Below are 22896 nucleotides of genomic sequence, written 5' to 3'. Positions count from 1 at the left end.
TGACATGATTGGGAGGAGAGACCTTCATAACGGCTGGACGCTTTCCTGTAACGATACAGGAAGAACCGGTCTGCCGGCGTCCATTCCGGCAACGGTGCCCGGCTGCGTGCATCTCGACCTTTTGGCCAACCGGCTGATCCCCGATCCCTATCTCGATATCAACGAGATCACCAATGACTGGATCGGCAAGACGGAATGGGTCTACCGGCTCAATTTCGAAGCCGAGCCCGATGCCATCACGATGCAGGAACTGGTCTTCGACGGCATCGATACGATCGCGACGATCCGACTGAACGGCGAGGAGATCGGCCGCACCTTCAACATGCACCGCACCTATCGCTTCGATGTTTCGTCGCTCTTAAGGGCAGGCACGAACGAACTCAGCGTCACCTTCCATTCCGCCTATGCCTATGGTGCGGAAATGGAGAAGCACTACGGCTACCGCCCGAACAACTATCCGGGGCCGGGCAACCTGATGCGCAAGATGGCCTGCAATTTCGGCTGGGATTGGGGCCCGACGCTTGTGACGGCTGGCCTCTGGAAGCCGGTGCGGCTGGAGAGCTGGGATCGGGTGCGGCTTGGCGAAACCCGCATCTCGGCAACGCTTGCCGGCGGCGATGGGCTGGTCAAGGTTCATGCGCGGCTGGCAAGACATGGCGAGACCGGACTGGCCAAGCTGACGGCCGAGATCGGGGGCGTGACGCAGACGGTCACGATCGACACAGATGCGGATGAGGTTTCGTTCGAGGTGCGCGTGCCCTCGCCGCAGCTATGGTGGCCGCACCATCTCGGCGCGCAGCCACTCTATCCGCTGGAGATCCGGCTGGAGGACGAGAGCGGCGATATCCTCGACAGCTATTACAAGCAGATCGGCTTCCGCTCGCTGCGGCTCGATACGTCACCGGACGCACATGGCTCTGCCTTCACCTTCATCATCAACGACGTGCCGATCTTTGCCTGCGGCGCCAACTGGATTCCGGACGATTGTTTCCCGTCCCGCGTGACGGCGGAGCGCTATGCGGCGCGGATCGACGAGGCGAAGGCCGCCAATATCAATCTGCTGCGCGTCTGGGGCGGCGGCATCTTCGAGCGGGACGAATTCTACGAGTCCTGCGACCGGGCCGGCATGCTCGTCTGGCAGGATTTCCTCTTTGCCTGCGCCTCTTATCCGGAGGAAGAGCCGTTGCGCAACGAGGTGATTGCCGAGGTGGGAGACAATGTCGTGCGGCTGATGTGGCATGCTTCGCTCATCATCTGGAACGGCAATAACGAGAATATCTGGGGTTTTGACGAGTGGGGCTGGAGACCGATTATCGAGGACGGCGTCAGCTGGGGGCTCGGCTATTATCTCGATGTCCTGCCAAAGCTCTGCGCGGAACTCGATCCTGACCGGCCCTACTATCCTGGCAGCCCCTATTCGGGCTCCATGGATATCGAGCCGAATGACGACCGGCATGGCTGCAAGCATATCTGGGACGTGTGGAACGACGTCGGTTACGAGGTCTACCGCAATTACATCCCGCGCTTCTGCTCGGAATTCGGCTGGCAGGCCCCGCCGAACTGGGCGACGCTGCAGGAGAGCGTGCATGACAACCCGCTGACGCCGGAATCGCGCGGCGTCTTCCATCATCAAAAGGCGACGCAGGGCAATGACAAGCTGATCAAGGGGCTTGCGGGGCATCTGCCCGTACCGCAGACGATGGATGACTGGCATTTTGCCACTCAGCTCAATCAGGCCCGCGCCATTCGCTTCGCCGTCGAGCACATGCGCTCGCATCGCGACATCTGCAAGGGCGCGGTCGTCTGGCAATTCAACGATTGCTGGCCGGTGACGTCCTGGGCGGCACTCGATTCCGCCGGCCGGCGCAAGCCGCTCTGGTATGCGATGCAGCAGGCATTCCACCCTCGCCTGCTGACGATCCAGCCACGCGGCGAAGGCCTTTCGGCAGTGGCCGTCAACGAGCAAACCTTGTTCTGGCGTTCGAAGATCAGCGGCAAGCGCATGCGGCTCGATGGTACCGTCCTGGCGGAGTTCGAATTCTGGCGGCTGCTCTGCGATCGGTTCGAAGCGAAGGAATTTCCTCTGCCTGCGGATATCGCAAAAGCCGGAGCAGCGGATGAGGAAGTCATCTTCGTCCAGATGCTGGACAAGCGCGCCTTCCACTATTTCGTCGAGGATATCGATCTTAAGCTTCCGGCACCTGATCTCAGCATATCGTTGGCAAAATCGGCCGGCGGCTACGATGTCACGGTGACGGCGCGGAATTTCCTGAAGGATCTCTGCTTGATGGCGGACCGGCTCGACCCCTCGGCTGTGGTCGACTCGATGCTGGTGACGCTGCTGCCTGGTGAAAGCCACGTCTTCCGTTTAACGACCGATAAGTCCTTGTCGGCCGAACAAATCGTCGTTGGAACGGTGCTTCGGACCGCCAATGACCTTGTGAACAAAAACTGAAAGGCCCCGCTCTCGCGGGGCCTCTGCCGGCTCATCTGCGCGGGCGACGTTACATCCAGTAGGGCGGCACGCCGTAATAATCATACACGCGGCGGCCATTATCGTTGTACCAGGTGTCGTCATCATCCGCGTAGCTCGGCGCGCCTTCGATCTGCTCCTTGGTGAGATCGATGCGGTAGCCGTCCAGCTGGGTATCATAGCTCAGCTTTGCCCAGGGCAGCGGATAGTGGTCGTGGCCGATGCCGAGGAAGCCGCCAAAACTCAGGACGGCGTAGGCAACGCGGCCATCCTGCTTCCCGAGGATGAGACGTTCGATGGAGCCGATATGTTTGCCATCGGCGCCATAGACGCGGGTGCCTTCAACGCGGTCACTGGCGATCAGCGTCGGCGTATCCTTCACATTCGGGTCGCGGCGAGTGGCGTCGGTATCCTGATTGAGCATTGTGCACCTCCTTTGTCGTTCCTCGTGGTTCATCCACACCGACACAACGTACCCTTTGCTTCAAAGTTCCCGGCCGCATGATGTTCGCAGGCACCGGCTGCGATATTGACGTTTACGTCAAGGTTATTGTAGCCTCAAGTTGCTTGAACCGTTCAAGCAATGGCATAAGCTGCCTTGACGGAGGATGGAGGAATCTTCCGATCGATCCCGGCGCAAATCCGGTTTCGGCGGCCGAATGGGAGAGAGAAAATGAACAGCATTTCCGTCCACCCAAGCGGTGAGAAACCGGAAAAACCATGGCTTGCCACCTATCCGGACATCGTTCCGGCCGAGATTCCCCCACTGGAATTCACATCGCTTCCCGACCTCCTGGAAAAAAACTGTGCCCGCTTTGCCGATCGCAAGGCTTTTTCCAGCATGGGCAAAACGATGACCTATCGCGAACTCGAGGCCCAGACCCGAAAGGTGGCTGCGTGGCTGCAAGATGCCGGTCTGCAAAAGGGCGATCGTGTCGCCGTGATGATGCCGAACGTGCTGCAGAACCCCGTCGCGGTCTATGGCATCCTGCGCGCCGGGCTCGTCGTCGTGAACGTCAACCCGCTCTATACGCCGCGCGAGCTTGAGCACCAGCTCAACGATTCCGGCGCCAAGGCAATCTTCGTTCTGGAAAATTTCGCGCGCACCGTCGAACAGGTCATCAACAAGACGGACCTGCGCCATGTCGTCGTCACCTCTCTCGGCGAAATGCTCGGGCCCAAGGGGCATATCGTCAATTTCGTCGTTCGCCGGGTAAAGAAGCTCGTTCCTTCCTGGTCCATCCCGCAACACAAGAGTTTCAGACAGGTCCTGGCCGAAGGCGCGCACAGGACCCTTGCTCCCGTTGCGCTCACCGGCAGCGACATCGCCTTCCTGCAATATACGGGTGGGACGACAGGCATTGCGAAGGGCGCGGTGCTGACGCATCAGAACCTGCTGGCCAACAAGCTGCAGCTGCAACTCTGGCTGAAATCCGCCTTCGACAAGAAGAGGCAGCCTGATGTCCTGAACTTCCTCTGCGCGCTGCCGCTTTATCACATCTTCGCACTGACGGTGAATTCGCTGATGGGCATGTCGCTCGGCGCCCATAATGTGCTGATCGCCAATCCACGCGACATTCCGGGGCTGGTCAAGGAATTCCAGAAGTCGAACATCCATATTTTTCCGGGTCTCAACACGCTGTTCAACGCGCTGCTCAACAATGCCGACTTCGCTAGGCTCGATTTTTCCTCGCTCGTCATGTCGCTCGGCGGCGGTATGGCAGTGCAAAGACCGGTCGCGGAGCGCTGGCTGAAGGTGACCGGCTCGCACATTACGGAAGGCTACGGGCTTTCCGAGACATCGCCTGTCGCGACGGCCAACCGTTTTGATTCCCCTGAATTCACAGGATCGATCGGCCTTCCCATTCCTTCGACGCAGCTCGATATCAGAGACGAGGACGGCAATTCGCTGTCGCTCGGCGAGATCGGCGAGATCTGCGTCCGCGGGCCGCAGGTCATGGCCGGCTATTGGAACAAGCCGGAGGAAACGGCGAAGGTGATGACGCCGGACGGCTATTTCCGGACCGGCGACATGGGCTTCATGGACGGGCGCGGCTATACCAAGATCGTCGATCGCAAGAAGGACATGATCCTCGTCTCCGGCTTCAACGTCTATCCGAACGAGATCGAGGAAGTGGCGGCCATGCATCCCGGCATCCTGGAGGCGGCGGCCATCGGCGTGCCGGACGTGCATTCCGGCGAGGCGGTGAAGCTCTTCATCGTACGCAAGGACCCTGGGCTGACAGAGGCCGATGTGAAGGCGCATTGTGCCGCCAATCTCACCAACTACAAGCGACCGCGTTTCATCGAATTCCGCACCGAGCTGCCGAAGACGCCCGTCGGCAAGATTTTGCGCAAGGACCTGCGCGGCTGAATTTGACCGTCCCGTGAAATTGCGAGCCATCCGCTTGTCGCGGGTGGCTTTTTTCATATTTCGACAGATGGCTGAACTTGATTTGACCAGGAGAAAGGGAATAGTTTCCGCAGCCCTCTCCGCCTCCAAAGGAGCCTTCCATGAATGCCATCGTCGAACAATTGAAGAGCACCGCGGCTGCCACCAAGGCCACCGATCTGCGCGCCGCATTCGCGGCCGATCCGCAGCGCTTTTCGCGCTTTTCCGTATCGCTTGACGACCTGCTGATGGATTTTTCCAAGACGGCCGTCAACGACGAGATCCTCAAGCTTCTGGTCAAGCTCGCCGAAGAAGGCGGTGTCGAAAAGAAGCGCGAGGAGATGTTCTCCGGCAAGGCGATCAACTTCACCGAAAACCGCGCGGTTCTGCACACGGCGCTGCGCAACCGCTCCAACACGCCCGTGCTGGTCGATGGCAAGGACGTCATGCCTGACGTCAATGCCGTTCTCGCCGCCATGGGCAAGTTCGCAGACGGCGTGCGCTCCGGCGCGCTGAAGGGCGCGACCGGCAAGAAGATCACCGATGTCATCAATATCGGCATCGGCGGCTCGGATCTCGGCCCGGTCATGGCGACGCTGGCGCTTGCCCCCTTCCATGACGGCCCGCGCGCCCATTTCGTCTCCAATATCGACGGCGCCCATATTGCCGATATCCTGAAGCTGGTGCAGCCGGAAACGACGCTCTTCATCGTCGCCTCCAAGACCTTCACCACCGTCGAGACGATGACCAACGCCCAGACGGCGCGCAAGTTCATCGCCGGCGCACTGGGTGAAGCTGCTGTTCAGCACCACTTCGCCGCCGTTTCGACGGCACTCGACAAGGTCTCGGCCTTCGGCATCGAAAGTGAACGCGTCTTCGGCTTCTGGGACTGGGTCGGCGGCCGCTACTCGATCTGGTCGGCAATCGGCCTGCCGCTGATGATCGCCGTCGGTCCGGAGAATTTCGGCAAGTTCCTCGATGGCGCGCATGCCATCGACAATCATTTCCGCAAGGCGCCGATTACCGAAAACCTGCCAATTCTGCTCGGCCTTATCGGTTTCTATCACCGCAATGTCCTGGGTTACCCGACCCGCGCCATCCTGCCTTACGACCAGCGCCTGTCGCGCTTTCCGGCCTATCTGCAGCAGCTCGATATGGAATCGAACGGCAAGGGTGTCACCATCGACGGCACGCCGGTCGAGGGCAATTCCGGCCCTGTTGCCTGGGGTGAGCCCGGCACCAACGGCCAGCACGCCTTCTACCAGCTCATCCATCAGGGCACGAGCATCATCCCGGCCGAATTCATGATCGCCGCGAACGGCTTCGAGCCGGAGCTGCGCCACCAGCACCAGCTCTTGATGTCCAACGTTCTCGCCCAGTCGGAAGCGCTGATGAAGGGCCGCACCTTCGCGGAAGCCAAGAAGCAGCTGACCGACAAGGGCATGGACGACAAGAAGGCCGATTTCATCGCCCCGCATCGTGTCTTTACCGGCAATCGCCCGTCGATCACCTTCGTCTATGACAAGCTGACGCCCTATGCGCTCGGTCGCCTGATCGCGCTCTACGAGCACCGCGTCTTCGTCGAAGGCGTGCTCTTCCGCATCAATTCCTTCGACCAGTGGGGCGTGGAGCTCGGCAAGGAACTGGCGACCGGCTTGTTGCCCGTCGTCGAAGGCAAGGAAAGCGCTGCCGGCCACGATTCCTCGACGCAGGGTCTTGTCGCTGCGCTGGCAAAGCTCGCCAAGTAATCCCGGCGAACGCTGTTATCGAAGCCCATCCGCCATGCGGGTGGGCTTTTTTATTTGACCCTGTCGAATTGCAGGGCATCTCGTCGTCTATAGAGAGAGAGTGACAGTGGAGGAGCTGATGACTGCAACGGATGACGAGCTGGTGAAATTCGAAGCCGAGGGTGCGCTACCATTGCCGCCGTCGACTGATGAGGGTTTCGTCGAAAACAAGGGCGCGCGTATTTGGTATGCGACTTATGGCGCAGGCCCCGCTGTCATCCTGCTGCATGGCGGGCTCGGCAATAGCGGCAACTGGGGCTATCAGGTTCCCGATCTTATTGAGGCCGGCCACCGGGTCGTGGTGATCGATAGCCGCGGTCATGGCCGCAGCACCCGTGACGACCGTCCCTATAGCTATCACCTGATGGCATCAGATGCGCTGGCGGTCATGGATCATGCCGGCATAGAGGAAGCGGCCCTCGTCGGCTGGAGCGATGGCGCCTGCACGTCGCTAGTCCTCGCCGACCAGCAGCCGGACCGGGTCTGCGGTGTGTTTTTCTTCGCCTGCAACATGGACCCCAGCGGCACCAAGGAATTCAAGATGACGCCCGTTATCGATCGCTGCTTCAGCCGTCACAGGAAGGATTATCAGGCGCTATCTGCGACGCCTGATCAGTTCGAGGCTTTCGTTGGCGATGTTTCAAAGATGATGGCGACGGAGCCGAATTATACGGCCGAACAACTGGCCGGAATCAAGGTGCCGGTCTCCATCGCGCTCGGCGAACATGACGAATTCATCAAGCCCGAGCATGCCGATTATCTGGCAAGGACGATCCCGGATGCTGAATTCGTGCTGCTGCCCGGTGTCAGCCATTTCGCGCCGCTGCAGCAACCGGACCTCTTCAATCGCGAGGTCCGGGCCTTTCTTGACCGGATCGAATAGGCTCAGAGGCCGATTTCGCGCGCCCAGGGCGTATCAGCACGATCGCCGGCGGTTCCGGATGCATTGAGGCGCTTCAACCCTCGTCTTGGCGCAATCAGATGGGGCAGCCTGATCGCCGTGGCCAAACCGAGCCCTTCCAGCATCCGAATGAAATACCAACCCAGATCCAGCTGGCCCGGTTCGATGCCGAGCCGCGCGGATTCCGGAAAGGCGTGATGGTTGCCGTGGAAACTCTCGCCGAAGGTCACCAACCCGAAATGCGGCAGGTTATACCCCTGCACCGCGACATCATCGATACTCCAGCCCTGATGGCCATCCCGGTGGGCAAAATGACCGACCAGCCAGTGTCCGGTCAGCGACACCGCTATCCGCACGGCAATGCCCCAGACTAGCCACGGCAATCCGCCGAGCATGAAGAGCATGAAGACTAGGGGGATCTGCTGTGCCATCCACGTCGCCTCCACGAAGCGATAGAAGCGATCGTGCCGCTCCCGCTCCCCGATGACGAAATGCGGCGGATGATCCAGCACCACTGCACAATGCATCTGCCAGAAGGCGTCGATGAAAAACGACCGCCTGTGTGCAAAAAGGTCATGGCACTCTCGCTGTCGCTGAGCCCAATCGCGAATATCGTGCGCATAGATCATGCCGAAGGGGCCGGCCATGCCAACCAGCGTACCAATATAGACGAGAAAATGTTCGATCCAGATATGGGTGCTGAACGAGCGGTGGATCAGCAGCCGGTGCATGCCGACCGAATGACCGAGGCAGATCGTGACCGCGGTCAACAGGATGAAGACGGCAAAGGCACTCCAGGTGAAAGTCAGCGGTCCGCCAATAATCGCAATCAAGGTCATCGTGGTAATCCAGATCGACTTCGCGGGCATCCAGACCACCCTGCCCTTCACTGGATCGCTTTTGTCATCAATCATCCGTCCGGTGGAAATGCTGCTCGTGGCAAACTCCCTCCCTTCGGGCGCATTCAACACTTGAACACCGCCCGCCAATTCATTATTTAAGGAATTACCTAATTACTTTGCGGCAAGAGAAACAATTAAGCAATGCATTAATTGCTTAATTGTTTAATGGATCGATGCAGCGATGCCTCGGGCACGGAGACAGGACTTGGAAGAAGAGATGTTCRATGACGCTGCGGAAGACGGTTCCGTCAGCGCCGCTCAGCGGGTATTCCACGCACTTTCCAGTGCGCCACGTCGGAAGATACTCGCCTATCTCTCGGCATCGGGCCTGACCGCCGGCGAGATCGCCGACCGCTTCAGCATGTCCAAGCCGGCCGTTTCGCAGCATCTTTCCGTCCTTGAGACGGCGGGTTTGATCCGGCGAGAGAAGCAGGGTCAGTTCGTCCATTACTCCCTGATCGAGAACAATCTCGTCAACACACTCAACGGCTTCGTGCAGGAAGTCTGTCCGGTCGGTCGGCCGATCAAGAAGGAAAGCCAGGCGCGCGCCCGCGCGAAAGACGCGAAGGAATTGCCTTGAGTTTCAAGGCAGCGGCGGGGTCTGGCTGAAAGTCTTACAGTCCAATCTCTTTTGCCCAGGGCGGATTGGCGCCGGCGCGGGAGACGGTGACGGCAGCCGCCTTGGCGCCGAGCGCCAAAGCGTTGCGGAGCGCCTGTTCGTCGAGGTTGGCGACCTGAGCCTTGGTCAGCAGGTTATCCATCTTCAGCGAGGCGAGGACGCCGGCGTCGAATGTGTCGCCGGCGCCGACAGTATCGACGACGGTGACGCGCTCGCTAGGTACGGTGACCTTGCGCGCGCTAGTGTAGCCGGTTGCGCCTTCGGCACCCTTGGTGATGACGACGAGCTTGGCGCCGTGGTTCAGCCAGTGAGCAGCCAGTGCGTCATGGTCGCCGTCCAGGCCGAACCACTCGAGATCCTCGTCGGAGAATTTCACGATGTCGGACTTGGCGGCCATGCGCTTGATGCGGGCCATGTGCGCAGGCTTGTCCTTGATGAAGCCAGGGCGGATGTTCGGGTCGAGCGAGATGACGCGCTTTGCGGCTTCGCGATCGAGAAGCGATTCGTAGGTTTCGCCGCAGGGGCTCGGGATCAGGCTGATCGCGCCGAAATGCAGCGCTTCGCAATCATCGCCGAGAACAGGCAGATCATCCGTGGTGATCATGCGGCCGGCGGTGCCTTCGTCGTAGAAGGCATAGGTTGCCTGACCGTTGACGAGCTTGACAAAGGCGATCGTCGAAGGGCGCGAGGTGATGGCGCACGGGCTGTAATCGACATTGCTCGCCTTCAGCGTATCGAGCAGGATTTCGCCCATCATGTCATTGGCAATGCCGGTGAAGAAGGCCGTCGGGATGCGCAGACGACCAAGCGCAATCGCCGTGTTGAAGATCGCGCCGCCGGCATAGGGCGCAAAGCCCTTTTCGCCAAGGGTCGTATCCCTCGGCAGCATGTCGATCAGGGCCTCGCCGCAGCACAAAATCATCGAATTCCTCCCAACAGGACTTACGCGTTTCTCAATCGATTAAGCGAGCTTTTGTCAAAAGGCTAGAGCGAAAGCTCACTCACGCCACCATTCCTTGCCGACCAGGCCAGCGGCGCATCGAGGAAGGCTTCGACTTCCTGCAGCGTCTTGTCGTCGAAGAGCTTCTGCTCTTTGGCGATCGCCAGAACCTCACGCCAGGTGGCGATATGATGGAACTGGACCTTGCCATTGGCAAAGCGCTGATGCGCCTCCTGGAAGATGCCGTAGAAGAAGAGCGCCATGCCGTGATCGACGATGCCGCCGGCGGCCCTTATGGCATCGATGAAGGTGAACATACTGCCGCCGGCAGTGGTCAGATCCTCGATGATGAGAACGCGGGCGCCTTCCTTCATGTCGCCTTCGATCTGCGCATTGCGACCGTGGCCCTTCGGCTTCTTGCGGACATAGATCATCGGCAGGCCGAGACGATCGGCAAGCAGTGCGGCAAAGGGAATGCCTGCGGTTTCGCCGCCGGCGATGCAATCGAACTGTTCGAAGCCGGCATCGCGCAGCAGCGTGCTGGCGGCAAAGTCCATCACCGTCGAGCGGACGCGTGGGAACGAGAGAAGCTTGCGGCAGTCGATATAGACCGGGCTCATGATGCCGGAAGCATATTTGTAGGGCGTCTCGGCATTGAAATGAACAGCCTTGATCTCCCAGAGCATCTTTGCCAGCAGCTCTGCCATGACGGCGCGGTCAGGAAATGTGGTCTGGATCATGCGGCTTCTCCTTCGGCTGACGTTCCAGCGGCAATAGCAGCAAGAGCGGTCGGTTTCCAGACGGAAGACGGCCGTCAGCCGAGCAGGCGGCCAATATCCGCAACCTGCATCTTCCTGAAGAGCGCGATTGCCTGCGCGCCCTCTTTCTCATCCAGCGAAACAGCGTAGCGAACAGCCGCCGCCAGGAGCTGCATGGTCAGTCGGGCAATGGCCAGAAGCTCCGGCTCGGCACGCTTTGGCCATAGTCGTTTTAACACCGAGAACAGGGCCTGCGCGTGGAATTCCATATCTTCGGCATCGACCTGCTGAAGAAGCTTGTCCGTATGGGTCGCGTGCCAGATATCGCGCATGACAGGCTCGCGGCGGAAGAAGGCATAATATTCATCCGCGATGACGCCGAGGGCTGTCTGCAGATTGTCCGCGTCCGTCACCTTCGCCAGTTCGTCTGCCACGCATTGCCGGCCCTGCTCATTGAAGCGCTCGGCAAGTGTGCGGATGATCGAGGTCTTGTCCGGGAAATATTGATAGAGGGCGCCGAAGGAAATCTCGGCCTTTTCAACGATTTCACTCATCTTCAGTGCATCGCTGCCGTTCTTTTCGATCAGCGCGGAGGCGACCGTCAAGATCCTTTCGAAGCGTTCGCGGCCGCGCTGCTGGCTCGGGATACGGCGCGGCTGGCCGGTCGGCTCCTGCTGGCGCCTGCGTCGTGGGATCACCTCTTCTGCCATCTTCCGCTTCCTTCGACTGTTGACAAAGAAAATAAGAGAGTTTATCTCATTTTGCAAATGAGAGAGTTTCTCTTGTTTTGAATCGAAGAGGAGTTTCGATATGCAGAATTCCGAAATCGTTCTGATCGGCGGATCGGGGAAAACCGGCGGCCGCATTGCCAACAGGCTGGAAGAGCTCGGACTTGATGTTCGCAAAGCATCCCGCTCCACGGTACCGGCCTTCGACTGGGAGGATCGCACGACCTGGCGCAAGGCACTCACGAGTGCGACGAGCGCCTATGTCGCTTTCCAGCCGGACCTTTCCGTCTCCTGGGCTGCAGAGGCTATCGAGGCACTTTCAAGACTCGCAAGGGAGTGCGGGCTGCAGCATATCGTGCTGCTGTCCGGCCGTGGCGAAGAAGGGGCGCAGCGGAGTGAGGAAGCGCTGCGGGCGGCCGGGATCGACTACACGATCCTGCGCGCCTCGTGGTTCTGCCAGAATTTCAGCGAGGGCGCTTTCGTAGAGTCGCTCATTGCCGGCAGGCTGGAACTGCCCGCTGGCGATATCAAGGAGCCCTTCATCGACGCTGGAGACATTGCCGATGCAGCAGTGGCGGCGCTGACCGATATCAGGCATCGCAACAGGATCTACGAGCTGACCGGTCCTCGCGCGCTGAGCTTCCGCGAAGCCGTGGCCGAGATTGCGGCTGCCTCGGGCCGTCCGATAGAATATGCACAGGTATCGATGGCGGATTTCAAGTACGGACTTGCCGCTGTGGGAATGCCGGCGCCGATCGTGGCACTTCTGGAAGAACTCTTCGGACAGGTGCTCGATGGACGCAATTCCGAGGTGATGGGTGGGGTGACAGAGATACTCGGCCGACCGGCAAAGGATTTCAGCCAATATGCGCGGGAGACCGCGGCAACCGGATTGTGGAGCGCCTGACCATGCAGATCGTTCTCGTCATTTCCCTTATTGCCGCTGCGATCGGCAGCGGCCTTGTCGCCGGCATCTTCTTTGCTTTCTCCACCTTCATCATGACTGCCTTTTCGCGCATCCCTGCCGAGCAGGGCATTGCTGCGATGAATTCCATCAACGTGACCATCGTCCGCTCGCCTTTTATGCTGCTCTTCGTGCCGACGGCGATCCTCTGCGTCGTCATCGCAGTGCTGGCCTTCGTGAACTGGCGCGGCGGCGCCTCTTCGATGATGCTGGCCGGCGCGGCACTCTATATCATCGCGTCCTTCCTCTCGACCATCGTCTTCAACGTGCCGATGAATGATGCGCTGGCGAAAGTCAGCGGCAACGGGCCAGACGCGGTGCAGCTCTGGACGACCTATCTCAGGGACTGGACGTGGTGGAACCATGTGCGCACGATCGCCTCGCTGTTGGCCTCGGTCGCTTTCGTGCGGGTGCTCATGATCATTTGAAAAGGGCGGAGGGAATAGCCCTCCGCCCTTCGCTGTTTCCGCGCAATTCCGGACGCAGAACCGCGGCACACCTTTGCTGGAATGCTTTAGCTCTGCTGGCAGAAGGTGATGCGGTTGTTGAAGGGGTCGATGACGCCCATTTCGAGGCCCCAGGGCGCCTCTTCGACACCCGGGTTCATATAACGATAGCGTTTGGCGGCGAGTTCTGCCTGATAGGCTCGGACATCCCTCACCCGTACGAAGGCTCGCGCGCCTGGGCTGGCATCGCCGGAATGTTCGCTCAGGTGCAACTGCATATTCTCGCGGGAGACCTGGCAATAGAGCGGGGAGTTTTCGCCGAAACGATGCTCCCAGTCGAGCGTGAAACCCAGGAAGCCGCAGTAGAATTCCATGGCTTTCTCGACCGAGAAGATGCGGAAGATCGGCACAGGTGGTTCGATACCGATAGCAGATTTCGCACCTTCGGCCTCATCCAGCTTTGCCGAGAGAATATTCCACTGGTCGAGGCCGAATTGTCTGGCGACAATCTCCAGGGTTTCGCTATGGGTGAGGGAAATATCGCGGTCGGCAAGCGCCTGCCGCAGGGTTTTTGCCATAAGCTTGGCATCGCGAAAATCGCGCATGGTTCATCCTTCTCCGTTGGCGGCAAACAGGAAGATCAGTGCCCGCGTCTGCTGACCCGTTCGCCATCGATTGCCAGAGCAAGGATGTGAAGGTGGAGTTGGACGCATTCACCATTATGCTTGCGCATCGCGGGGCGGCTGGCTGCATCCGGCCGATCTCACATTACGAAAGGTCGGGAGACGGATCAAGAGGCCGAGCGCGCAACACCTGTCGGCACCGAATGAAGGTGGCTGGCGAGTTCGACGCGGTTGCGGCCGGCGCGTTTTGCGGCATAGAGCGCCTTGTCCGCCTCGTTCAGCATGGCATCGAAATCCAGCGGCTCGGAACGTCCGGGCGCGACGCCGACGCTGACAGTGCATTTCAGCACTTCGTCCTCGATATAGATGTCGCGCTCCTCGAAAGCCTTGCGAATGCGCTCGGCGGCAAGCTCGGCGCGGCCGGGCATGATTTCCTTCAGCACCAGCGCGAATTCCTCACCACCGAGGCGGGCGGCCGTATCGCCGCCGCGGCAATTGGCGGAGAGTTCGCCGGCAAAGACTTTCAGGACGTGATCACCGGCCGCATGGCCGTAGCGGTCGTTGACCGATTTGAAATAATCGATGTCGAAGACGATGACGGCGGTCGAAGCATCCATGGAGCGGACGCCATATTGGTCGAACAGAGCGCGGCGGTTCAGCAACCCGGTCAGCGGATCGGTGATCGCATCCATGCGGTGACGGGCGGCAAGCCGCCATTGATGCAGTGCCAGCGACAAGGCGCCGATGCCGGTCATCCCGGCGATGCACACGGCGATACTGAGGTCTTCGGCCCAATTGCTGGGTGCGGCCCCGAGCACCAGCTTGCCGTCCCAGATCAAGACTGCGGCGCAGAGGACGAAGGAAATCGCCGTCAATGTGTAGAGGGCGGTAATGCCTGATATCGGCGCAGGTGCTTCTGCGCGGTCAAGCCAATATTGCCGGGCGGTGGTGAAGAGCAGGAAGGCGATGGCGAGATTATCCGCCATGAAGGCCAGACCATCCAGCCCGGCGATCATCGGCGGAATGGATGCGACCATGGCGACGAGTGCACGGACGACAATGCCCGATTTCGGGAGCCGACCGGTGCGGAACTGATAGCCCGCGCCCCAGATCGTGGCAAAACCGGCATGAAACAGCACGAAACAACCCGCACCGAGCAGGCGCTCGGGCTGTTCCACATAGTGGGCATAGGCTAAGATGCCGGCGACAACGAGAACGAGGCCGAATGCGCCGGTGAGAAGAAAGGTTTCAGCCCGGCGCGCAAGCCAGCTTCCCGTGAGCGTCACGGCAAGGCAGGTTGCTGAAACGCCAAGCGCCAGCAGCAATGAATTATAGTCAAGCATCATGCTTTAAATCTCCGCGGCTCTTGCCGCGCCGATACCGTTTTTAAAAATCTATCTCGTCATTGCTGACGAATGTCTTACGCATTCCGTTAAAAAACATAGGTTTCGCAGCCGAGCGTTACAAAATCAACGTTCGACAGCAACTATAAGAAGAAAAATATTTAAGCTTATACAGGTTCTCAGGCTTTGATCTGCCAATGCAATGCAAACATCGGATCGAAGACGGTAACCGGCCCGGCGCCGGTTTCGATCCTGGCGGGGAAGACCACGGGGTCGGCCTGCCGCTCCAGCGTGATATGTTCCTCGTTCGGCTCGAGCCCATACCAGGCCGGACCATTCAAGGAGGCAAAGGCCTCCAGCCTGTCGAGCGCGCGATCCTGCTCGAACACATGGGCAAGGCAGCTCATCGTGTTGATCGAGGTATAGATCCCCGCGCAGCCGCAGGCACATTCCTTCAACGGGTCGACATGCGGCGCGGAATCCGTGCCGAGGAAGAACCTGGCATCGCCGCTGGTCGCCGCTGCCCTCAATGCCAGCCGGTGATTTTCGCGTTTCGCGACCGGCAGGCAGTAATAATGCGGGCGAATGCCGCCGACGAGTATGGCATTGCGGTTGATGATCAGGTGATGGGTGGTAATGGAGCCGGCAAGATTGGCCCTGGCCGACTTGATATAGTCGATGCCATCTGATGTCGTGACATGTTCCATCGTCACCTTCAGTTCCGGCAGGCGCTTGCGAAGCGGGTCGAGCACCGTTTCGATGAAGACGGCTTCGCGGTCGAAAATATCGACGTCGGGCGTCGTCACCTCGCCGTGGACGCAGAGCGGCAGGCCGATCTTCGCCATGCGCTCCAGTACCGGCATCGCCTTTTCCATATCGCGCACGCCGCCGTGCGAATTGGTCGTGGCGCCGGCCGGATAGAGTTTTACGGCGGTGATGAGGCCGCTCTTCTTGCCCTCTTCCACATCGTCGGCGCTCGTGTGCTCGGTAAGATAAAGCGTCATCAGCGGCTGGAAGCGATGGCCGGCCGGAAGCGCCTTCATGATACGCTGGCGATAAGCGGCCGCATCCGCGGTCGTGACGACCGGCGGGACCAGGTTCGGCATGATGATGGCGCGCGCGAAGGTTCGGCTCGTATCTCCGATCACACCTTCCAGCATGGCGCCGTCGCGCAGATGCAGATGCCAGTCGTCAGGACGGCGGATAGTGATCGATTGCATGGGAGCCTCCGAAGCGATGCGGGTTTCGCCTCGATAGCATCAAGACCGGTGCAGAAACAACTGCTCAGGCCAGCGCGATTTCCAATGTGATGTCGGCGGGCCGACGATTTTCGAGAATGAGCCGGCCGTTCGGCAGGTCGTTGCCGTAGACTTTGGCGCTCGCTTCCTCCTCGGTCAGTCTATAGCCGCGCCAGCGATCCCAGAGGCGCTCTTCCAGAACTTCCATCGGCGGGGCGAGCATGATCGTGTAATCGAAGATGCCGTCGAGCTCGGCCCATTTGCCCTGCGTGAAGAGCAGATAGTTGCCCTCGATGATGATGAAGCGGTCCTGCGGATCGATCGGCCTGGCCGACGCGATCGCAAGCTCGCGCGAACGATCAAAGACGGGAACGAGGACCTCCTGATCGGCGGGCCGCACGGCTCGGACGATATCGAGGAAGCCGCGTACATCGAAGGTTTCCGGAATGCCCTTGCGAGCCAGCAGACCGCGCTCGATGAGAACCGTATTGTCCATATGGAAGCCATCCATGGGCAAAACGGCAGCACTCTCGCCCAGCACCTTCAAGGCGTCGGCGATATTGTCGGCCATGGTGGATTTGCCGGCGCCGGGTGGCCCCGCAATCGCAATCAGGAAGCGCCTGGAATCGCCGGCGCGGTTCAGGACCTCGCCGACGATTTCGCCTATTCTCGCATTCATGCCGCAACGGGCTCCGCAGGGGCTGCCTTGGCGCCGGTCATGAAGGCGACGGCATCGGACATCGTGTATTCCTTCGGATTGATGACCGTCAGGCGGCGTCCGAGACGGTGGATGTGAACGCGGTCCGCGACCTCGAAGACATGCGGCATGTTGTGCGAGATGAGCACGATCGGAATGCCACGGGCGCGCACGTCGAGGATCAGTTCCAGCACGCGGCGGCTTTCCTTGACGCCGAGGGCGGCAGTCGGCTCGTCCATGATGATGACCTTGGAACCGAAGGCCGCCGCACGGGCAACGGCGACGCCCTGGCGTTGGCCGCCGGAGAGCGTTTCCACCGCCTGGTTGATGTTCTGGATAGTCATCAGACCGAGTTCGGACAGCTTGTTGCGTGCCTGCTTTTCCATCGTCGGCCGGTCGAGCATACGGAACCACGTGCCCAACGGACCTGGCTTACGGATCTCGCGGCCGAGGAACATGTTGTCGGCAATCGACAGCGCCGGCGAAAGGGCGAGGTTTTGATAGACGGTTTCGATGCCTGCTTCGCGCGCTTCCATCGGTGATCTGAACTGTACCTGCCGGCCTTCCAGGGTGATCACTCCGTCATCGGGCGTGATTGCGCCCGATATCGCCTTGATGAGCGAGGATTTGCCGGCGCCGTTATCGCCGATGACAGCGAGGATTTCGCCCGGATAGAGGTCGAAATCGGCATTGTCGAGCGCAGTCACGCGTCCATAACGCTTGACGAGGCCACGGGCAGTGAGAATGGGTTCGCCAGCCATGGTCACACCGAAACCTTTCTGATCCATTGATCGATCGCGACGGCGGCAATGATCAGCACGCCTGTCAGCAGGACTTTCCATTGCGGGTCGGCACCGAGCATGTTGAGCCCCATGGACACGACACCGACGATCATGGTGCCGAAGAGCGTGCCGAGAATGGAGCCTCGGCCGCCGAAGAGCGATATGCCGCCGATGACGGTCGCGGTGATCGCTTGCAGATTATAGTCCGTGACGGCCGAGGACGGGGAAATCGAGCCATTGCGGCCGATCGAGACCCAGGCGGCGAAGGCAGCGATGACACCCGATATGGTGTAGACGGTCAGCAGCACCTTCTTGGTCTGGATGCCGGAGAGCTTGGCAGCTTCCGGATCATCGCCGACGGCATAGACATGCCGGCCCCAGGCGGTGTGATTGAGGACATACCAGAGCAGCACGACGAGCAGGACCATGGCGATAACACCGAGGGTCAGCACCGCGCTGCCGAGCTTGAAGCTCGTGGCGAAGAGATGGAGCAGCGGCGCCTGTTCATCGACATCGGTATCGCGGATCGTCTCATTGGCGGAATAGATGAAATTCGTCGCCATGACGATATTCCAGGTGCCGAGTGTCACGATGAACGGCGGCAGCTTCATGAAGGCGACGAGGAAACCGTTCAGCAATCCGCAGAGACCACCGACGACGAGGCCGGCTACGACCGCGATCGGTGTCGGTATGCCATAGGTGATGGCGACATTGCCCATGATGACGGCCGAAATGACCATGATGACGCCGATCGAAAGATCGATGCCGGCGGTCAGGATAACCAGCGTCTGGCCGGCGCCGAGAATACCGACGATGGCGATCTGCTGCAGGATCAGCGTCAGCGTATAGGACGAGAAGAACCGTCCGCCGATCGCTATTCCGAAGATCACGATCGACAGTATCAGCACGATCAGCGGCACGGCGGCCGGTGTCGAGTGCAGAAAATGCTGCGCGCGTTTGATCAGCGAGACATTCTCGTGCTCGAACGAGGCAACACTCTTGTCGCTTTCGTCGAGGACACGTTCAAATTCCTGTGCTCCGGTCATTGTTCCTCCTTCGCAGCCGCGCGCCGAACTCACGCGAAAGCCGTCGCCGATAGTCTTCCGGTCTTTGTTCAGCCGGTTTGTCGGGCGACGGCATATGGTCCGCCCAAAACGGCCGGGGATCAAGCCCCGGCCACTTCTCACACTTAGTTCAGGCAGGGCTTAGCCCCAGCACTTGTCCGTGCCTTCCTTCGTGTCGATCGACTTGACGCCGGAAACCGGCTTGTCGGTGACGAGGGAAACGCCGGTGTCGAAGAAGGACTTGCCTTCGGTCGGCTTCGGCTTTTCACCGCCGTCAGCGAACTTCTTGATCGCCTCGACGCCGAGCGATGCCATCATCAGCGGATATTGCTGCGAGGTCGCACCGATGACGCCTTCCTTGACCGACTTCACGCCCGGGCAACCACCGTCGACCGATACGATCAGTACGTTCTTCTCCATGCCGACGGCCTTCAGGGCCTGATAGGCGCCGACCGCAGCCGGCTCATTGATCGTGTGGATGACGTTGATGCTCGGGTCCTTCTGGAGAAGGTTTTCCATGGCCTTGCGGCCACCTTCCTCGTTGCCGTTCGTCACGTCGTGGCCGACGATGCGCTTGTCGTCTTCGTCGCCGATCTTGTTCGGGTCCTTCGGGTCGATGCCGAAGCCCATCATGAAGCCCTGGTCGCGCAGGACGTCGACAGTCGGCTGCGACGGGGTCAGGTCGAGGAAGCCGACCTTGGCGTCCTTTGCCTTGTCGCCCAGCGTTTCCTTGGCCCACTGACCGATCAGCTTGCCGGCGAGCAGGTTGTCGGTTGCAAACGTAGCGTCTGCGGCATCGGCCGGCTCAAGCGGCGTGTCGAGTGCGATGACCAGCAGGCCGGCGTCGCGAGCCTTCTTGACCGAGGGCACGATGCCCTTGGTGTCCGAAGCGGCGATCAGAATGCCCTTTGCGCCATCGGCAATGCAGCTTTCGATTGCTGCGACCTGGCTTTCGCTGTCACCGTCGATCTTGCCCGCATAGGACTTCAGCGTGACGCCGAGTTCCTTGGCCTTGGCTGTCGCACCTTCCTTCATCTTCACGAAGAAGGGGTTGGTGTCGGTCTTGGTGATCAGGCATGCGGAAACATCCGCCGCCATTGCCGGAGCGGAAAAGGCGACGCCGAGCGCGAGCGCGCCGAAAGCGAGAACTGATTTCTTCATGAACTCCTCCCAGATTAGCCGGCCCGCCCCAAGGCGGCACCGGAATTCATGCACGGCGAGACTTGCGGAATGTGACATGAGCCCCTCCCAAAGCCGTCCCGTGCCGTTGACGCTGGCAATTAAGAGCGAAAGAAAACCGCTTGTCAATAAATAAATCCAATTGAATTATTAATTCGATGTGGCATGCTGGCGAGAAATCGGGCATAGGCCGTTAAACGGGAGGAGTGGCCAATGTCGTCCTTGGATGGTCCGGATTCCATGCCGGCCCCACCACCAATTCTAAATCCGTCGGGAGGTGCGAACCAGATCAGGGTGCGCGCCTATAACGAACGGCTCGTGCTGTCGCTGGTGCGCCTATACGGCGCGTTATCGAAGGCCGATATCGCACGCCGCAGCGGGCTTTCGGCCCAAACCGTCTCCGTCATCATGCGCGCACTGGAAAAGGAAGGCCTGCTTTCGCGCGGCGAACCGATCCGCGGTCGCGTCGGCCAGCCATCCATTCCGATGCGGCTTAATCCGGATGCCGTCTATTCCTTCGGCGTGAAGATCGGTCGGCGAAGTGCCGACCTCGTGCTGATGGATTTCGTCGGCAACATCCGGCTGCAATTGCACAGGATCTACGCCTACCCCCTGCCGCACGAAATCCTGTCCTTTGTCACCAAAGGGATCAGGGAGCTGGAAGGGAGGCTCGACGAACGCGAGCGCAGCCGTATAGCCGGGCTCGGCATCGCGGCTCCTTTTGAGCTTTGGAACTGGGCGGACGAAGTGGGTGCGCCCGAGGGTGCCATGGAAGTCTGGCGCGACTTCGACCTGCAGGCAGAGATTGCCGAACAGGTCGCCTATCAGGTCTTCCTGCAGAACGACGCCACCAGCGCCTGCGGTGCGGAACTGGTCTTCGGGATTGGTCCGTCCTATCCGGATTTCGTCTATTTCTTCATCGGTTCCTTCATCGGCGGCGGGATCGTGCTCAATTCGGCGATCTTTTCCGGCAAAACCGGCACAGCAGGCGCCATCGGCCCACTGCCCGTGCGCGGCAAGAATGGCGAAACGCTGCAGCTCCTGGAAATCGCTTCCATCTTCGTACTGGAAAACATGCTGCGCGAGCGCGGCATAGATCCGCAACCGCTCTGGTATTCGGCCGACGACTGGGTGGATTTCGGCGAACCAATGGAAACCTGGATCCAGGATACGGCCAAGGCGTTGGCACAGGCGATCGTGGCAGCCGCCTCCATCATCGACTTCAGCGCCGCCGTCATCGATGGCGGCTTTCCGGACTGGGTGCGCCGGCGCATCGTTTACGCGACGATCCACGAAGCTGAAAAGCTCGACCTGCAGGGCGTCGTCATGCCCGACATCGTGGAGGGCCTGGTCGGCGCGCAGGCACGTGCCATCGGAGGTGCCAGCCTGCCGATCTTTGCGCGCTATCTTACTGACCAGAATGTACTCTTCAAGGAGATCGACAATGCTGAAAGGGCTTGACCCGCTCTTGAGCCCGGATCTGCTCGCGACATTGCGCGGCATGGGCCATGGCGATGAAATTGCCATCGTCGATGGCAACTATCCGGGTATCGAGCATGCGCGGCGGCTGATCCGGCTCGACGGACATCATCTCATTCCGGTCCTTGATGCCGTTTTGAGCGTGCTGCCAATTGACGACTTCGTGGCAGAAGCAATTTTCCGCTCAACGGTGAAGGCCGAACGCGACAAGCTCGACCCCGTTCATGAGGAAATGATCGCCTGCTGCGCCAGGCATGAGCCGGATCGAGAGGTCGTTCCACTTATCGGCCAGGATTTCTATGGCCGCGTGCGCGCGGCCCATGCGGTCATCCAGACCAGCGAACCGCGGCTCTATGCCAATATCATCCTGCGCAAGGGCGTGATCTATCCCACGGCCGCCGACGAACCCGTCAAGGCCGAAGTCGATCCCTTCGTTTATTGATAGCTGTGACGCGAGATCAGATCTCGCCGGCCGAAGGCCCCCAGACATCCGTCAGCGCAAAGCCGAGAGGATGCGGGTCGAAGGGGTCGAGTGCGACCTGCGACAGGCCGAAGGTGAAACCGCGGCCAGTGATCGTCGGGATGACGGCAGGCTTGCCGGCGACCTCCGTCACCGCCTGGAGGCCGACTTCGAATTCCGAGCCGATGATCGACTTCGACTTGAATGTGTCGCCGACTTTCGCTTTTCCGCGGGCGTAAAGGGTTGCCAGATTGGCCGAATTGCCGGTGCCGCAGGGCGAACGGTCAGCACGTCCAGGCCACATGGTCGTGCAGGTGCGCACCGTGCCATCGGCCTCGATATCGCGAAACATGACATAGGCGACGCCTGAGATTGCCGGAATTTCCGGATGGACGACGGGCATCTGCCGGTTGATGAGGTCCTTCAGCACCATGCCTGCCTGGACGAGTGCTGCGGCATTGGCCTTTTCGATCTTCGAATTGATCTGGCCGACATCGACCAGCGCATAGAAGATGCCGCCATAACAGATGTCGGCCTTGATCGTTCCCCAGTGCGGCGTGTCGATCTCGACATCCAGCTCGTGGACGAAGGACGGCACCATCGTCAGTTTCACCTTCTCGCAGCGACCGTCGCGGCAAGTGGCGGTCGCCTTGACGAGACCGGCTGCAGTTTCCAGTGTGACGATGGTTTCGGGCTCCTTCATCTCGACGATGCCGGATTCCAGGAGAGCGGTCGTTACGCAGATGGAGTTCGAGCCGGAGCTCGCATGCGCCTGATCAGGCTGCAGGATGATGAAGGCCGCATCCGCGTCCGGATGCTTTGGCGGCAGCAACAGGTTGACCGACCCGATCGGTGCACCACGCGGCTCGAGGCAGAGGAAACGACGAAGCTCCTGCCCCTTGGGGTCGGTGTTCAGCCAGTGAAGCTGGGCGGCGACCGTCTCGCCCGGAATTTTGGGCACGCCACCGATTGCGACCTTGCCGATCTCACCTTCGGCGTGAACATCCAGAAGCTGGATCGTGCGCTTCCATCTCATCTCTCAAGCTCCCAATCAGATATGATGCGCGATGGCGCCATCGACGCGGACATTATTACGGGTGACGAAGGTTCCGGCCATGACC

At 60.1% G+C, this 22896-nt stretch carries 22 protein-coding genes; 9 read left to right on the top strand and 13 right to left on the bottom strand.

Going from position 1 to position 22896, the window contains the following annotated elements:
• The first annotated feature begins 4 nt into the window (after nucleotides 1–4).
• Nucleotides 5–2455, top strand: coding sequence for a glycoside hydrolase family 2 protein (locus tag AC1DF8_RS06380; RefSeq protein WP_477995327.1), 2451 nt, complete (start codon nucleotides 5–7; stop codon nucleotides 2453–2455).
• A gap of 49 nt (nucleotides 2456–2504) precedes the next feature.
• On the opposite strand, the gene AC1DF8_RS06375 is transcribed toward AC1DF8_RS06380, so the two are convergent.
• Entirely contained in the window at nucleotides 2505–2897 is a 393-nt protein-coding gene (locus AC1DF8_RS06375; protein ID WP_112541753.1) for a PRC-barrel domain-containing protein, read from the bottom strand.
• Between the two features lie 249 nt (nucleotides 2898–3146).
• On the opposite strand from AC1DF8_RS06375, the gene AC1DF8_RS06370 reads away from it, so the two are divergent.
• The 3 genes from AC1DF8_RS06370 to AC1DF8_RS06360 all read left to right on the top strand — a co-directional run bounded on the left by AC1DF8_RS06370 (nucleotide 3147) and on the right by AC1DF8_RS06360 (nucleotide 7535).
• Nucleotides 3147–4847: a long-chain-fatty-acid--CoA ligase gene (locus AC1DF8_RS06370; RefSeq protein WP_477995326.1), complete on the top strand. Its 1701-nt coding sequence runs from the start codon at nucleotides 3147–3149 to the stop codon at nucleotides 4845–4847.
• A gap of 140 nt (nucleotides 4848–4987) precedes the next feature.
• The gene (pgi, locus tag AC1DF8_RS06365) at nucleotides 4988–6613 is read left to right on the top strand and encodes a glucose-6-phosphate isomerase (RefSeq protein ID WP_113114680.1); all 1626 of its coding nucleotides are present in this window, start codon (nucleotides 4988–4990) and stop codon (nucleotides 6611–6613) included.
• Nucleotides 6614–6731: 118 nt separating this feature from the next.
• The gene (locus tag AC1DF8_RS06360; RefSeq protein WP_113114681.1) at nucleotides 6732–7535 is read left to right on the top strand and encodes an alpha/beta fold hydrolase; all 804 of its coding nucleotides are present in this window, start codon (nucleotides 6732–6734) and stop codon (nucleotides 7533–7535) included.
• 2 nt (nucleotides 7536–7537) lie between these two features.
• Here AC1DF8_RS06360 and AC1DF8_RS06355 read toward each other — a convergent pair whose 3' ends face one another.
• Nucleotides 7538–8467 carry an acyl-CoA desaturase gene (locus AC1DF8_RS06355; RefSeq protein ID WP_477995324.1) on the bottom strand — a complete coding sequence of 310 codons (930 nt, stop codon included), beginning with the start codon at nucleotides 8465–8467 and terminating at the stop codon, nucleotides 7538–7540.
• 193 nt (nucleotides 8468–8660) lie between these two features.
• Here AC1DF8_RS06355 and AC1DF8_RS06350 point away from each other — a divergent pair, with 193 nt between their 5' ends.
• Nucleotides 8661–9035, top strand: a complete 375-nt coding sequence (locus tag AC1DF8_RS06350; RefSeq protein WP_477995322.1) for a metalloregulator ArsR/SmtB family transcription factor — start codon at nucleotides 8661–8663, stop codon at nucleotides 9033–9035.
• A 34-nt stretch (nucleotides 9036–9069) separates the two neighbouring features.
• On the opposite strand, the gene AC1DF8_RS06345 is transcribed toward AC1DF8_RS06350, so the two are convergent.
• From AC1DF8_RS06345 to AC1DF8_RS06335, 3 genes are all read right to left on the bottom strand, one after another.
• A complete protein-coding gene (locus AC1DF8_RS06345) occupies nucleotides 9070–9996 on the bottom strand; it encodes a carbohydrate kinase family protein (protein WP_477995321.1) in 927 nt (308 codons plus the stop codon).
• 62 nt (nucleotides 9997–10058) lie between these two features.
• Nucleotides 10059–10754 (bottom strand): orotate phosphoribosyltransferase, encoded by a 696-nt coding sequence (locus tag AC1DF8_RS06340; RefSeq protein WP_112541760.1) that lies wholly within the window; start codon nucleotides 10752–10754, stop codon nucleotides 10059–10061.
• A 74-nt stretch (nucleotides 10755–10828) separates the two neighbouring features.
• A complete protein-coding gene (locus AC1DF8_RS06335; RefSeq protein ID WP_113114684.1) occupies nucleotides 10829–11482 on the bottom strand; it encodes a TetR family transcriptional regulator in 654 nt (217 codons plus the stop codon).
• A 100-nt stretch (nucleotides 11483–11582) separates the two neighbouring features.
• On the opposite strand from AC1DF8_RS06335, the gene AC1DF8_RS06330 reads away from it, so the two are divergent.
• The gene (locus tag AC1DF8_RS06330) at nucleotides 11583–12407 is read left to right on the top strand and encodes an NmrA family NAD(P)-binding protein (RefSeq protein WP_477995318.1); all 825 of its coding nucleotides are present in this window, start codon (nucleotides 11583–11585) and stop codon (nucleotides 12405–12407) included.
• A gap of 2 nt (nucleotides 12408–12409) precedes the next feature.
• Nucleotides 12410–12892: an anthrone oxygenase family protein gene (locus AC1DF8_RS06325; RefSeq protein ID WP_477995316.1), complete on the top strand. Its 483-nt coding sequence runs from the start codon at nucleotides 12410–12412 to the stop codon at nucleotides 12890–12892.
• 86 nt (nucleotides 12893–12978) lie between these two features.
• Here the strand turns inward: AC1DF8_RS06325 and AC1DF8_RS06320 are convergent, their stop codons facing one another.
• The 7 genes from AC1DF8_RS06320 to AC1DF8_RS06290 all read right to left on the bottom strand — a co-directional run bounded on the left by AC1DF8_RS06320 (nucleotide 12979) and on the right by AC1DF8_RS06290 (nucleotide 19818).
• Complete coding sequence (locus AC1DF8_RS06320; RefSeq protein ID WP_113013050.1) at nucleotides 12979–13515, bottom strand: glyoxalase superfamily protein; 537 nt, start codon at nucleotides 13513–13515, stop codon at nucleotides 12979–12981.
• Between the two features lie 185 nt (nucleotides 13516–13700).
• Nucleotides 13701–14879: a GGDEF domain-containing protein gene (locus tag AC1DF8_RS06315; protein WP_477995314.1), complete on the bottom strand. Its 1179-nt coding sequence runs from the start codon at nucleotides 14877–14879 to the stop codon at nucleotides 13701–13703.
• Nucleotides 14880–15055: 176 nt separating this feature from the next.
• The gene (pyrC, locus tag AC1DF8_RS06310; RefSeq protein WP_477995313.1) at nucleotides 15056–16096 is read right to left on the bottom strand and encodes a dihydroorotase; all 1041 of its coding nucleotides are present in this window, start codon (nucleotides 16094–16096) and stop codon (nucleotides 15056–15058) included.
• Nucleotides 16097–16160: 64 nt separating this feature from the next.
• Complete coding sequence (locus tag AC1DF8_RS06305) at nucleotides 16161–16793, bottom strand: nucleoside triphosphate hydrolase (protein ID WP_112541766.1); 633 nt, start codon at nucleotides 16791–16793, stop codon at nucleotides 16161–16163.
• On the bottom strand, nucleotides 16790–17572 hold the full coding sequence (locus AC1DF8_RS06300; RefSeq protein WP_477995490.1) for an ATP-binding cassette domain-containing protein: 783 nt from the start codon (nucleotides 17570–17572) through the stop codon (nucleotides 16790–16792). The genes AC1DF8_RS06305 and AC1DF8_RS06300 overlap by 4 nt, the downstream gene beginning before the upstream one ends.
• Before the next feature lie 2 nt (nucleotides 17573–17574).
• Entirely contained in the window at nucleotides 17575–18639 is a 1065-nt protein-coding gene (locus AC1DF8_RS06295) for an ABC transporter permease (RefSeq protein ID WP_112969967.1), read from the bottom strand.
• Nucleotides 18640–18798: 159 nt separating this feature from the next.
• Nucleotides 18799–19818, bottom strand: a complete 1020-nt coding sequence (locus AC1DF8_RS06290; RefSeq protein ID WP_112541769.1) for a sugar ABC transporter substrate-binding protein — start codon at nucleotides 19816–19818, stop codon at nucleotides 18799–18801.
• A 231-nt stretch (nucleotides 19819–20049) separates the two neighbouring features.
• Between AC1DF8_RS06290 and AC1DF8_RS06285 the strand changes: the two genes are divergently transcribed.
• Together AC1DF8_RS06285 and AC1DF8_RS06280 are read left to right on the top strand one after the other, a co-directional pair.
• The gene (locus AC1DF8_RS06285) at nucleotides 20050–21297 is read left to right on the top strand and encodes an ROK family transcriptional regulator (RefSeq protein WP_112969969.1); all 1248 of its coding nucleotides are present in this window, start codon (nucleotides 20050–20052) and stop codon (nucleotides 21295–21297) included.
• On the top strand, nucleotides 21281–21757 hold the full coding sequence (locus AC1DF8_RS06280) for an RbsD/FucU family protein (RefSeq protein WP_113114690.1): 477 nt from the start codon (nucleotides 21281–21283) through the stop codon (nucleotides 21755–21757). The genes AC1DF8_RS06285 and AC1DF8_RS06280 overlap by 17 nt, the downstream gene beginning before the upstream one ends.
• 16 nt (nucleotides 21758–21773) lie before the next feature.
• Here the strand turns inward: AC1DF8_RS06280 and AC1DF8_RS06275 are convergent, their stop codons facing one another.
• Entirely contained in the window at nucleotides 21774–22811 is a 1038-nt protein-coding gene (locus tag AC1DF8_RS06275; protein ID WP_113114691.1) for a 4-hydroxyproline epimerase, read from the bottom strand.
• Between the last annotated feature and the right edge of the window lie 85 nt (nucleotides 22812–22896).

The sequence above is a fragment of the Rhizobium sp. 05N49 genome, assembly GCF_056396805.1.
Note: the sequence above shows the minus strand (reverse complement) of the source record. Positions and strands in the feature narration are given on the sequence as shown.